Below are 13,049 nucleotides of genomic sequence, written 5' to 3' on the forward strand. Positions count from 1 at the left end.
TAAGGTAAGAATCAGTTTTCATTCTAGACGGTGGCGACGAGAAACGTCGCCCGATTGTTTCCTCTGAAAATCTGTGGGCTTTAACATTATCTAGCCGGGATTTGAAACCATACTGAATGGAATACCGATATGCATTTCACCACTGACGGAAGTAGGAGACTTCTACTGAATGAAGTGAACCTTCTTAGACACGTTCCTCCAACATCAGCCCCGCTTAAGCCCTTTTCAGACACGGCTTTCCCAAGACTTTCTCCTTTATCCTTTCCCCAGTCGGTGTTACTGCAAGTCCTCCAAGGGCTGTCTCTTTTAGTGTGCGCGGCATATTTCTTCCAATGTCGTACATAGCTCCAATGACTTCGTCAAAGGGAATTCGACTTTCCAATCCAGCAAAGGCCATATCAGCGGATGTAAAGGCAATTGAGGTACCGATCACGTTCCGCTTTATACAAGGTACCTCTACGAGTCCTGCCACTGGATCGCACACTAGCCCTAGCATCGATTTAAGGGCCATTGCTCCTGCATGTGCAGCTTGTTCCGATGTTCCTCCCCTCATTTCTACAATTGCCGCCGAGGCCATAGCTGTCGCTGATCCGACTTCAGCCTGGCAACCTCCAGCAGCTCCGGAAATAAACGCACGGTTGGCGATCACATATCCTACAGATCTTGCTGTGAACAATCCCATCACAAGCTGATCAAAAGGAATATCGGTATTTTCTTCCAAAGCAAAAATACATCCGGGCAATACTCCAGCCGCCCCTGCGGTAGGTGTAGCGACAATAACACCCATTTTTGCGTTCGTTTCAGAGGTGGCAAATGCATATTTCATTGCATCGATCATCAAGCTGCTCGTCAGGTAATTCCCTTTTTCTTTGTACTTTTGCATCAAATACGCATCTCCGCCTGAAATACCGCTCGGAGATAGGGATGGATCAGTGACTCCACATTCAATTGCCTCTTTCATTTTAAAAAGACGCTCTTTCATCATATCGAAAATTTCAGCACTGCTTTTTCCTGTTTTTTCTTTTTCAGACTCTATCATCAGCTCTCCTATTGTCATTTCTTTTTCCCGACATAGTTGGAGCAATTCTTCAATGGTATGAAATGTCATCTTTATTCATCTCCAATCCTGAAGATAACTTTGTCTTACAGACTCAATATTCACCTTGGAATTTAAAAATATTTCTGCTGTCCGTCCATTAATCCGAAAAATTTTCGAGACACCACCGCCAAGGGAAACGCCTCCAATTTCAATTGAATTGAACCTGTTCTTCATTTTTAATAACAGCGTGTTGGGATGTTCATAATATGGACAGCTTTCTTCTAACTGAAAAGAAACCTCCATTTTTTCCTGCTCTGCCAATTCAAAAGCATGCTTGATTCCAGGGTTATCAGTTCCAAATCCCAATAAGCCGCCCAAGATGGCTTTATCCGTTCCGTGGCCCTGGTAAGTTTCTGAAAAAGAATCGAAAAAAGTGATTTTCACTGATTCCGGGATCTCTCCAAATAAGTCATGCCCAAATTTCCCAATTGACACAACCCCTGCTGTATGAGAGCTGGACGGCCCAACCATAATGGGGCCGATTATATCGAAGCAACTGTTAAAAACCATCTAAACGCCTCCATATTTATCTGACCAATAATTTATGATAAAGAGGATACGAATCACATAGTTCCCTAATACTTTTCTGAACTTTTTCTTTGACTGCGGAATCACCTTTGTTCTTTAAAATATCAGCAATATTGGCAGCAATGACCTCCATGTCGCTTTCTTCCATCCCACGAGAAGTCAGCGCAGCCGTTCCAATTCGAATGCCGCTTGTGACAAAAGGACTTTCCGGATCATAGGGAATCGTGTTTTTATTAACAGTCATGCCGGCTTCTTCCAATAAACGCTCTGCTTCCTTTCCAGTCAGCCCCCATGGCCTTACATCTACCAATAGAAGATGATTATCCGTTCCGTCGGAAACAATGGCTGCTCCAGCCTTCTTTAAAGACTCTGCAAGTCGAGATGCATTCCTCACAACTTGAGATGAGTATGAAGCAAAACTCGGGTTAAGAGCTTCCTTGAAAGCTACAGCCTTCGCTGCAATTACATGCATGAGGGGCCCTCCTTGAATACCTGGAAAAATAGCTTTATTGACACCTTTAATGATTTCTTCGCTGTTAGTTAAAACAATTCCACCTCGCGGCCCCCGCAACGTCTTATGAGTCGTACTTGTCACGACATCCGCATATGGAATTGGAGAAGGATGAAGGCCAGCAGCAACGAGACCCGCAATATGTGCCATATCAACAAGAAAAAAAGCACCAATTTTATCAGCAATCTCTTTGAATCTAGGAAAATCAATGATCCGTGGATAAGCGCTTGCCCCCGCAATAATCAATTGGGGACGTTCCCGAAGAGCTGTTTCTTCCACTTCATCATAATCAATCAAATGAGTATCTTCTCTCACTCCATAGGAAACCACTTCAAACCATTTACCAGACATGTTGACTGGGCTTCCGTGGGTCAAATGGCCGCCATGCGACAAGTTCATTCCCATGATTTTATCGCCGGGTTTTAGCAATGAGAAAAAGACAGCTGTATTTGCCTGTGCTCCAGAATGAGGTTGAACATTCGCATACTCGGCACCGAACAATTCTTTCAAACGATCAATAGCCAAATTCTCCACAACATCCACATACTCGCATCCGCCATAATAACGTCTTCCGGGGTATCCTTCGGCATATTTGTTCGTTAAAACAGAGCCCATAGCCTCCATCACATCTTCACTGACAAAATTTTCAGATGCAATCAACTCAAGTGATTGGTCCTGTCTTTTCCGTTCTTTCTCAATTGCCTGGAAAATCTCAACATCTGCATTAGACAAACTCATTGATTCTTCCTCCCTTTTTTTCCTATCCAGCCCCCTGTCTATCACATGCGCCTTGGCGTATTTACGCTCAGAATTTATCGAGCTCCACTCGATAATTCACTCTAAAAATCTATGGCATCCGCCGATGGCTTTAACCTTATTCAGTCGGGTTTGAAACTCCACTGAAAGGAGACTTTTGGCTCAATGAAGTTAAAAAACACAAAAAGGACAGGGGAAAGATAGATATAAATCTACCTTCCTCTGTCCTGTTACCTGAGAGTTTAACTTCAATCACGAAGTATTCCCCTTGGGTGGCCTTGAAAAGGCTCTCTCCAGAGACGCGTCCAAATGCGGTACTTTTACCTGAGAGATTGGATCCCATGGTTTTTTTGGGACTTGCTCCTTCGGTGCTAAACAAATAGTTTAGTCTCTCCCACATTCGTCATTCGCAAATATTCCATTTTCAATAATATATCTTGTTTTTTCAAAATTGTCAATAAGTATATTAAAGACAAAGTGGTTCTATTCCGATTCAAAATCCGTATCTGTTTCATTGGCTATAACAAGTGTGCTCTTTCGTCATTTACCAAGTAATTCAGTCCATCCTGGGAGTTTGGGAAATCGTGTCATCTCCAACGCCATCAGGGTTGGTCAAACCCTGATCTTTCATCAATCCATCTATATCTTCTTTCGCTAGCTCTGGATTTGAGGATTGCATATAGCTTTGATCAAATCAGGCGGGTCGAACCGCCTCCCCTTACTTCCAGCAGAACAGCCTTCAATTCCTCATTATCCGTTTTGGCCATCCCCGTATATTGCCTTCATTTGATATACTTATTGTCATAAGGGGTGAAGATATTGAATTTATATCAATTCAAAGATGTTTCATTCATGACAAAAGGAAAGGTTCTCACAGTTGAAAATGAAGAAAAGGAGCGAATCGGTACCATCGAGCAGGCAAATATTTCCGGCTGTGAGAAAGGGCATGTTTTTTCATTTACCGTTGACGGTGGCTCCCCTATTTTGCTCGGCATAAAAAAACGCAGTATCAAAAATTTCTTTGTTGCTACATATGTTATTCAGACAGAAGAGAAAACCTATACTCTTAAAGATAAAGCGGGTAATAGTCTGCTCTCTTTTTGTGTTGAGGGTAACATCGAGAGCCAAAATATACGAATTGAAGAAAATTGGAGCCAGAACCTTGAAATAAAAGTAGATCAAACACATATCGCTACCATTAAAGCGAATGACTTTACCTTTAAGACAACAATACTCATGGAAAATAACATCAGTGAGTCGTCCACCCTTTTTGCTATTACTGTATTGATGTACTTTATGTACAAAATTTATAAAAATGAGTCTGAGTTTATTGAAAATATTTTATTTGATTAGCAGGATGCACGTAAACTTCTCCACCGCACCGTAGTCACTTGTTTATCCGATGTTTCATAGAGAATTCTGCTGTTTTTTGATCATTTCTACCAAACAGTGCGGGCAAAAAAGGAAAAGGCAATTCATCCACCACGATTGAATGGTGACTTCTCGCCAAGAAGATATGAGTTTTCTTCTATCTTTCTTTTATACTTTTACAATCTCTGGAATCCGCTTGATTAGACGTTTGATTGACTTATTCGATTCGCGGAGTACTACGTCTTGATCAACCGTTTGGACAGTTCCTTTTTCCATAACGATTTTTCCATTAATAATCGTTGAATCCACATCCGCCCTTGTCGCAGAATAGACGATTCTGGAAACCGGATCAACTTCGGCTGATGGGAACGTATGGAATTTGTTCAAATCAAGAATGGCAACATCCGCTTTCTTTCCGACTTCAATGCTTCCTATCTGATCTTCTAGCCCGACAGCTCTTGCACCACCAATAGTTGCCATTCTGAATATCGTTCGAGCATCCATGATCGTTGGTCCATGAATTGGCTTTTGAATGAGTGAAGCCATCCTCATTTCATTGAACATATCAAGATTGTTATTACAGGGGGCTCCATCCGCTCCGAGACTGATGTGAGCCTGCAAATCAAGCATGTCGGGCACATCTGCTATTCCCGAAGCAAGTTTCATATTGGAGCTCGGACAATGACTCACCTTAATGCCGCGCTCCTTTATGATCCGTTTTTCTTCATCGTCCAGCCAGACACAATGTGCCAAAATCAACTTTTTGTTTGCAAGACCAATATGATCAAGATAAACGATATTTCTCATTCCTCTTTGCTGTTCAACAATTTCGATTTCCTTCCTGTTTTCCGACGCATGTGTGTGCACTTTTACATCATAAAAGCTGGAAAGATCACGCACTTCTGTCAACAGTTCTTCAGTACAAGAAACAACAAATCTTGGGCAAAAAGCGTACTGAATTCGACCGCCATCATGTTGATTCCATTTTTCCAGCAGGTCAACGCTCTGCTGGATCGACTTTGTCGTATCCTCCAGCAAGAGGTTAGGGACATCGTCCCCCATATCCATCATCACTTTTCCTGCCAGGCAACGCATACCGCTTTCGGCCATCGCCAGAAAAGCAGAATGAGTGTAGTTGACAGTTTCCATGTCCACAATAGTTGTTGTGCCGCTTTGGATCAACTCCCCCAAACCCAGCATTGCTGAATAGTAGCTTGACTCTTCGTCATGTGATGCTTCCAACGGCCAAATCCTTTTTTGAAGCCAGTCCATCAATTCGAGGTCATCGGCTTGCCCTCGAAACAATGTTTGGCAAAGGTGAATATGCGTTTGGATAAAACCAGGGATAACGGTTTTACCTGTCGCATCAATGACTCGGTCCGCTTGATTTCCCAGCTCTTTTCCAATACGTTCAATTTTATCATCCACAATTAGCAGATCACCTTGGATAACCTCCTCCTGAGCGTTCATCGTTATAATTTGCGCATTTTTAATCAGTATGCTGGGCATGCACTTTTACCTCTCTCTCTTTATTGATTACAAAGCCGTGCTTGCTTCTTTTGAAAATTTCACTGCCAATTCTTTATAAAAGTCAAAAGACCTTAAATATGCACGAATATCGACGTATTCATTCGGCTGATGGGCGAGGGCCTCATCGCCAGGCCCATAAATGAGAGTTGGGATTCGGCTATCGGGATTCAATACCGCTGCATCCGTATAATAGGATACTCCCTGCACTGAGTGCTGTTTTTTCAAATCTATTGCTAAGCGTATGAGCCTGTCCGATTCATCTGTTAAAATAGCTGGCCGATCCAATTGTAGTTGAACCAAAAAGTCTGGTGCCTCATCTGCTGAAAACAGTTCATTTAAATTGTTTCTGATTTCAGTGAGTAGCTGCCGATGGGATAGAGGAGGAACAGATCTAATATCCACGGACATGCTGCAGCGGTCAGGAATGACATTCGTTTGGACTCCTCCATTAATTTTTGTTACTGCTAAACTGCTTTCTCCAAGTGGTTCAGCGGATATTTGCCACTTTTTCTTTAAACTATCCAGCATACTGATTACTTTACTCATCCATTCTACTGCATTGATCCCCTTATCTGGCATGGAACCGTGCGCTGTTTTTCCTAGAGTGACAATTTCTATCCATAAGGCGCCTTTATGCCCAATGACGACTTTTTCATTAGTTGGTTCACCAATTACTAAAGCCTCCACATTTTCCATCGCCTGTCCTTCCAAATATGTCCGAGCTCCGCAGCTATCCACTTCTTCACCGGCAGTCGCCAGAAAAACAATTTCCTTTGAGAGCTTTCTTCTTTCCTTAAACAAAGCTTCAACAGCAAGGTACATGGCAGCAAGTCCGCTTTTCATATCGGATGCACCGCGTCCATAGAGCTTTTCTTCCACTATTTCACCGGAAAAAGGAGAATACATCCACGGCTGCTCTCCCGGCAACACCGTATCCATATGCCCGCAAAAGACTAATTTACCATCGCCTTCCCCTTTTAAGCGGATTTCAAAATTGCTTCTTCCGGCGTCAATTTGAGTTATCTTGTAGGGGATGCCAGCAGTTTCGCATCTTTCAGCCAGCAGCTTCGATATTTTATCTTCATTTCCGGGTGGGTTGGAACTGTCAATTTGAATCATTTGCTGTAAAAAGCGGACCGCATCCATTCAATTCGCCCCCACAATTTGCATTTTAAGGGAGGTAACTTTAAATCCATTTACGGGAGCCATATCTTGAGAGCATGTTGAGCAGGCAATGACAACCTCTTCAAGTGCCATTAGACGTACATAGTCCCCGGGCTTGGACAACGGTTCATGGATTTCATAATCCCCTTGATCATCCAATACATTGTTCATAAATAAGTTGATTGGATCAGGGACCGGTTCATTTCCTAAGCCGAACTCCCTTAGTGCTTTATTCAAGTTATCATGACAGTTAGGATGGTCTTCCATGCCAAAGTCAATTTTATAGCGGTAATAGTCACATGCAGGGAAAAAGAAATCATGTTTTCCGACTGTATCTTCAACAAATGCCATTAGTGGGCGGCGTCTGTTACTGTATAAAACATCCCCTGGCTTCAAGCGAATACTGCTAAGGGAAGCTCTCATATGAACAGGTGAAACAAATTCCTTTGGATCGTTTCTGTTGAAACAAACAAAATCGCCGACCTGCTTTCCTTCCATATCAATGATAATCAGTTCTTCTCCTGGTTTTAGCAATGCTCCTCTGCCTTCATACGGTGGGATAATTATTTCTTCCCTGATTCGTTCCTGCGCTGAATTCACCACCTAAAAACACCTCTTCCTTAGTTGTTTAATCGATAAATAAAGCCACCGCTCTGATTGGCGATCCTGTCCCTTCCCTAATCTTAAGTGGTAAACCGAAATATAGGAAACGCATTCCAGCAACCTGATCTAGGTTGATAAGGTTTTCCGTATTGGATATTCCATACTCTCGGCAAACCAGGTGGCCTGAATACCGGTCATCCTTCGGATTGTCAACAGAGGGGGAATCAATGCCAATATTGACCACACCTCTTTCAGCAAGCCATTTAGCCCCTTCGTAATTTAAACCTGTATAACGAATCAGCCACTCATCTGTTCCAAATTTCCGATTATAATGACCCGTATATAAAAGGACAATATCTCCTTTTTCAAGAACTTGCTGTGATTTTTGTAATGCTGACTCGAGATCACTTGGCGTGATATAGCCATCCGGGGATACATGCGACACATCCAGACAGACAGCAGGACCATAATAATATTCAAGGGGCATATCATTTATATATTTACCGTTTGGATCGAATTCGTACGTTGCATCAGTATGTGTACCGCCATGTTCGTTAATCAGAATATTGTTTGTGGCAAATTCAAAACCGATTTTTTTCAAACTCTCTTCATGGGAAATGTTCTGCCAAATATGTGTGGGCTGGTGCAGTGGAAATATCGGCATCCCCTGATAAATTTCCTGTGAAAGGTCAACCAGTCTAATCCCCATTTCAGCTGCCTCCTTTCTATTCCACAATCGGGGAAAGTACTTCAAATTTATCTACATCGATTAACCCCATATCCGTAATCTTCCATTCCGGGCTTGTGACAAGTGACCAGAAGGACAGATGCATGAATGGTACAGGTATCCCGCATCCCAGCTCGGATTCCGCCAGCTTTGTCAGTTCTGTGATTTTTTCACTCACTTCTTGTCCGCTCAATTCATCCGTAATTAGGCCTCCAACCCTCAACGGAAGGTCTCCGACTACTTTTCCGTCCTTAATCATCGCGATTCCTCCATCCATCGAGATGACCCTGTTTACGGCCGTTACCATGTCTTCATAATTTGTGCCTGTAACAATAATATTGTGTGTATCATGAGCCACACTTTCCGCGATTGCCCCACTTTGAAGATTAAAGCCATTCAAAAATGCTTTTCCAATATTCCCTGTCCTTCCATGTCTTTCAACAACAATGAGTGGAAGAACATCCTGTTGAAGGCATGGTTGGACAACACCGCCGGAAACATTCAGATTAAATTCCTGCGCACTTGTCAAGTTTTGGAACGGAATAGCAACGATTGAACGAACACGGGCACGGCTTCCATTCGCTTTAATGTGAAGGTCTTCCACTTTGACATGCCCTCTTTTAACAGACTTTTTAACACTTTCCGGATAAGTATATGAACCAAGGTCAATCGTCAATTGGCCTCTTTCCGCTGCCAGACTTCCGCTGAGATAAACCTGGTCAATGATCATTTCATTCAAGTTGCTGATAATCGCAATATTAGCACGCTTCCCTGGAGCTAAGATTCCGACATCCTTAAATCCAAAGTGAGTTGCCGGATTGATTGTTCCCATTTGGATAGCTTCGACCGGGTCTACTCCCTGAGCGATTGTGCGTCTAATAATGTCATTCATATGACCGTCCTTCAGCAAATCCTCCGGAACCATATCATCCGAGACAAGGATCGCACGTCTTGAATCCATCCCTTCTTCAGTGATGGCCCGGATACATTCGGCCATATTTCTTTGGGAAGAGCCTTCCCTCATAAACACACTGACTCCATAACGAAGCTTTTCCACCATTTCTTCTTTTGTTGTTGTTTCATGGCATGATACGTGTCCGCCTCCGCTGATGATATGCGCAGCCAACTCTTTTCCAAATAAAGCTGGAGCATTTCCTTCAACCGTTTTGCCAATACTTTCAGCATAGGATACAGCTGCAACGAGATCATCGATCAGTTCAGGTGCATTCTCATAAACTGGTCCGATATTACTAAAGCTTTGAATCTCTCCGATTCCCTGAACATAAGAATCATTTAGCAGCTCTTCCATGTGGGAGGAATTCACATCAAAGCCAGCGGTCTCAAGCCCAGGAGCATCCGGTACAGCACAAGGCACGGTAAAATAAATCTGATTTGGCAAGGTCTTGGCTTCCTTAATCATTTCCTGCATCCCGTGTACTCCCAACACGTTCCCAATTTCATGCGGGTCAGCTACGATAGTAGTGGTACCTGTAGGTATGGATAAACGCGAAAATTCCGTACAAGTTAACATCGCGCTCTCAAAGTGCATGTGTGAATCAATAAAACCAGGCGATATAAACTTTCCTTTAACAGCTTCAACTTTCGTCCTGCTGCCAATCAAAGCGCTAGCGTCTCCAACCATCAGTATGTACTCGCCTTTTATTGCCACATCTGCTTCATATATTTCCCTTGTGACCGTATTGATCACATAACCGTCCTTTAGGACAATATCCGCATACTGGTTGGAATCCAGGAGGACGTCGATCAGTTTTCGATACTGAACAGCCTTCTTTATATTTTCAGCCTTCATATTTCACTCTCCACCCTTCTCCTCTCTCATTCCAAACTATCTATAATTCCTACTATTGCTGCATCCACAGGAGCTTCCTTGTTATGAATGGCCCTTGATGCCATACTTCCCTTGACAAAGATAACTTTTTCGCCGATTCCTGCTCCGACTGTATCAACGGTAATAACGGGCTGAGAATCCAATGGGATACCATCTAGGCCGATTGGCTGCGTAACCAGTAACTTTGTCCCTACTAATCTTTCATCTTTTCTGGTTGCTGTGACTCTCCCAACTACGATTCCCATTTCCATAGAGTTCTCCCGCCCTTTCTTCGCTGATTTCAATTTGATATTCCTGCGCAACATCTCGTGCCAACGGTGTGATGATTATTCCCTGTCCCCCCACCGGAATGAGCCGTTCCCCTGCTTCTGCATGCCGTTTAATCATTTCAGCAGTTATGACCTGTTTGTCTTTTTTCAAAGCGGCCGATTTGAAATATGTTTGAAGCTGTTCAGCGTTTTTGATCAACTGAATCCCAAAGCCTCCCAGCCGCTGAAGTTGTTTTTTCATTTCATGTTTTAAAAAAGGAGATCCTTGGTTCAACCCCGCTTCCTTCCATATAAAATGGTAAGGATCTGCCCCGGCAGAGTTTGCACTAACTTTCTTTCCACTCATCAATGCCCATAATAAGAGTCTGATAGGAGCCTGTTTATCATTGAAATTTAATAAATCCGATACTATAGAAAAAGGCAAGACCGGAATGTAAAAATAGTCCACTTTCTCTTTCCGCCTTTCTGCCTCCTCCAATGAGATCCAATCATCGACTCCCGCCTTGCAGGCAAGGACTGAAAGATTTAACTGATCAAGAACCGCCTGATCGGGGCATACTTGGATTCTTAAATGTCTGCCGTAACTCTTCTTCAATTCTTTTAAATCTTTTAAGCCCTCATCTATCCCTTTCATATGATAGAAAAGGAGAGCAAGCACTGTTTTAGGGCGCCTCGCAATGCTGCTCATATTTCTGCATAACAACTCCTGCAAAGTCGACTCTGCCAAAGCGCTTTGCCGGTTAGCAAACACGTTTATTCACCTTTTGAAAGAAGCGCACGCTCAACCTCGCTGTGCGGTCTTGGAATAACATGGACACTAATTAGCTCCCCTACGCGGCTTGCTGCGTCCGCACCTGCATCCGTCGCAGCTTTGACCGCACCTACATCCCCTCGCACCATAACTGTTACAAGTCCGAATCCTACTTTTTCATAACCGCAAATTTCTACGTTTGCCGCCTTTACCATCGCATCTGCTGCTTCAACAGCACCTACCAGCCCCTTTGTTTCCACCAATCCTAAAGCTTCTCCACCCATATGAAAAACCTCCTATATTTAAATTTATTCACGCTTTCTTTTCTCCGTCCCCTTTTTCAGCGTTACCCTTTGCATCAGCTTCACTGACTGTATCTTTATCTTTTGACTGGACCTTGCTTGATTTTGAGCTTCCTGTAGATTTACTTATTTTCTTTTTCGATTCAGCTGGAGGCCGGGCTTTACCTTGAGATTCCTTTTCAGTGCTTTCTCTAATTAAGAATTTACTCAACAACTTTTGGCTTACTTCTGAGTGAGCTCTTGGAATAACATCTGTTGAAATAATCTTTCCGATCAATTCTCCCTGCTTTCTGCCTGCATCCACAGCTGACTTGACGGCTGCGACATCGCCGGAAAGATGTATGGTTACCCCAACATATCCACTGACTCCGATCACCTTTTCCATACCAACAATCTCCACATCTGCCGCCTTTACTGCAGCGTCTGCTGCCGAAACCGCTGTCGTATAACCCACAGTCTCAATGAGTCCTAATGCAAACAATCACCCCATCCTCCTTTCTGGACTTTTGCTGTCTACTTGTCTGCACTTATCAGCTTGTCAGCCTCCCTGCCTCTTTCTTCAGCTCCACAACAAGCTCAGAAATGACATGATAATTTCCTTTCAACAACAAGTACTTTTCTGCAATTTCATAGTCTATTTCAGTATTCTCAAAGTTTTTCAGCAAGGAATCTAGCAACAGAATACTGGTATAATGCGGTACCCCTTCCAAGATGGCAATCGCATCAACCGAGAGGCTAATATTGAGCTGTTTCGTCAACCAGGGACTTGGAGACATGACTGTATATGATTCCAACTGTTTTAGAGCACGCCTGTTAAGCTTTTGGTAAATTTCATTCATGACCCTTTCAAGTCTGTCGACATCATCATCATAAAATTCCGCAGTAAAAGGTACATCACCGCTTCTTTCCCATGATATGTAAAACTTGATGTCCTGGTTGTCACGAATGATTTCATTGACCAGCAAAAGGTAACTGGGCAGACATTCCGGTATTTTTACTGCACCTATCGCCACCCTATTTAATGGTCGCTGGAAACTTCCCATCAGTTTCTGTGAAAGAGTCGGGAAAAACCAGACACAGCCGCCGTTTCTTGTATGCCCGATGATTTTGGCAGACCTCGCTTGCTTGTGATTGCCTCGTGCTGATTCAGCGCTTTTTCTTGATACCTTACCTTGTGCCATGGAAATTGACCTGAGCCTTGAAATAGACTCCTCATTAAAATGTTTATCTGATAATCCATGTGGATGTTTTTGAACTGCAGCTTTTTTATTCATCTTAGATTCTTCCAGTACGGAAAGCCTTTGCTCTTGTTTTAGCTGTTGATAGTTAGGCCTTTTAATCTCACTGAGAGATATGTTGGCAGGCGTATTATTCTTTTGATTCATTCTATTGGTCATAATGGTTTTATTCCCTTGGAGGACTTCCTGTACTACCTGCTTCATCACATCCGACAAATTTCACACCTCCTTATAAATGCGCCTTGGCGAATTTGAGCCCATATTTTATCCCTCAATAAATTTTGTATGAAAATTATTTCCGCTAGAAAGCAATACTTAAGTAAGCCCTCTATTCCTATTTTTTAAAAAGGG

At 42.9% G+C, this 13,049-nt stretch carries 14 protein-coding genes and 2 riboswitches; of the genes, 1 reads left to right on the top strand and 13 read right to left on the bottom strand.

Features of this window, described 5'->3' with window-relative positions:
• Positions 1-214 precede the first annotated feature (214 nt).
• Genes sdaAA through glyA form a run of 3 tightly spaced genes read right to left on the bottom strand, consistent with a single transcriptional unit; the run spans position 215 to position 2,876 of the window.
• Entirely contained in the window at positions 215-1,108 is an 894-nt protein-coding gene (gene sdaAA / locus H9631_RS21315; protein WP_191816341.1) for an L-serine ammonia-lyase, iron-sulfur-dependent, subunit alpha, read from the bottom strand.
• A 6-nt stretch (positions 1,109-1,114) separates the two neighbouring features.
• A complete protein-coding gene (locus H9631_RS21320) occupies positions 1,115-1,609 on the bottom strand; it encodes a serine dehydratase beta chain (RefSeq protein WP_191816342.1) in 495 nt (164 codons plus the stop codon).
• A 16-nt stretch (positions 1,610-1,625) separates the two neighbouring features.
• The gene (gene glyA / locus H9631_RS21325) at positions 1,626-2,876 is read right to left on the bottom strand and encodes a serine hydroxymethyltransferase (protein WP_191816344.1); all 1,251 of its coding nucleotides are present in this window, start codon (positions 2,874-2,876) and stop codon (positions 1,626-1,628) included.
• Positions 2,877-3,114: 238 nt separating this feature from the next.
• A riboswitch (glycine riboswitch) is annotated at positions 3,115-3,193 on the bottom strand.
• A 3-nt stretch (positions 3,194-3,196) separates the two neighbouring features.
• Positions 3,197-3,301, bottom strand: a riboswitch (glycine riboswitch).
• A 412-nt stretch (positions 3,302-3,713) separates the two neighbouring features.
• Here glyA and H9631_RS21330 point away from each other — a divergent pair.
• Entirely contained in the window at positions 3,714-4,247 is a 534-nt protein-coding gene (locus tag H9631_RS21330; RefSeq protein ID WP_191816346.1) for a hypothetical protein, read from the top strand.
• A 186-nt stretch (positions 4,248-4,433) separates the two neighbouring features.
• Here the strand turns inward: H9631_RS21330 and H9631_RS21335 are convergent, their stop codons facing one another.
• The 10 genes from H9631_RS21335 to H9631_RS21380 are packed head-to-tail and all read right to left on the bottom strand — an operon-like array spanning position 4,434 to position 12,914.
• Positions 4,434-5,774 carry a 5'-deoxyadenosine deaminase gene (locus H9631_RS21335; RefSeq protein WP_191816348.1) on the bottom strand — a complete coding sequence of 447 codons (1,341 nt, stop codon included), beginning with the start codon at positions 5,772-5,774 and terminating at the stop codon, positions 4,434-4,436.
• Positions 5,775-5,801: 27 nt separating this feature from the next.
• Positions 5,802-6,941: a M20 family metallopeptidase gene (locus tag H9631_RS21340; protein WP_191816350.1), complete on the bottom strand. Its 1,140-nt coding sequence runs from the start codon at positions 6,939-6,941 to the stop codon at positions 5,802-5,804.
• The gene (locus tag H9631_RS21345; protein ID WP_318246849.1) at positions 6,942-7,562 is read right to left on the bottom strand and encodes an urea carboxylase-associated family protein; all 621 of its coding nucleotides are present in this window, start codon (positions 7,560-7,562) and stop codon (positions 6,942-6,944) included.
• Between the two features lie 25 nt (positions 7,563-7,587).
• Positions 7,588-8,271, bottom strand: a complete 684-nt coding sequence (locus H9631_RS21350; RefSeq protein WP_160706959.1) for a cyclase family protein — start codon at positions 8,269-8,271, stop codon at positions 7,588-7,590.
• A 16-nt stretch (positions 8,272-8,287) separates the two neighbouring features.
• On the bottom strand, positions 8,288-10,099 hold the full coding sequence (locus tag H9631_RS21355; RefSeq protein WP_191816352.1) for an adenine deaminase: 1,812 nt from the start codon (positions 10,097-10,099) through the stop codon (positions 8,288-8,290).
• A 26-nt stretch (positions 10,100-10,125) separates the two neighbouring features.
• On the bottom strand, positions 10,126-10,383 hold the full coding sequence (locus H9631_RS21360) for a EutN/CcmL family microcompartment protein (protein ID WP_263600722.1): 258 nt from the start codon (positions 10,381-10,383) through the stop codon (positions 10,126-10,128).
• Positions 10,340-11,158, bottom strand: coding sequence for a hypothetical protein (locus H9631_RS21365; protein WP_191816354.1), 819 nt, complete (start codon positions 11,156-11,158; stop codon positions 10,340-10,342). Before H9631_RS21365 ends, H9631_RS21360 begins: the two co-directional genes overlap by 44 nt.
• A 2-nt stretch (positions 11,159-11,160) precedes the next feature.
• On the bottom strand, positions 11,161-11,442 hold the full coding sequence (locus tag H9631_RS21370) for a BMC domain-containing protein (protein WP_160706963.1): 282 nt from the start codon (positions 11,440-11,442) through the stop codon (positions 11,161-11,163).
• A 28-nt stretch (positions 11,443-11,470) separates the two neighbouring features.
• Complete coding sequence (locus H9631_RS21375) at positions 11,471-11,941, bottom strand: BMC domain-containing protein (protein ID WP_191816356.1); 471 nt, start codon at positions 11,939-11,941, stop codon at positions 11,471-11,473.
• Positions 11,942-11,990: 49 nt separating this feature from the next.
• Complete coding sequence (locus H9631_RS21380; RefSeq protein ID WP_191816358.1) at positions 11,991-12,914, bottom strand: hypothetical protein; 924 nt, start codon at positions 12,912-12,914, stop codon at positions 11,991-11,993.
• Positions 12,915-13,049 lie beyond the last annotated feature (135 nt).

Source organism: Bacillus norwichensis, assembly GCF_014836955.1.
Classification (GTDB): Bacteria; Bacillota; Bacilli; order Bacillales; family Bacillaceae_C; genus Siminovitchia; species Siminovitchia norwichensis.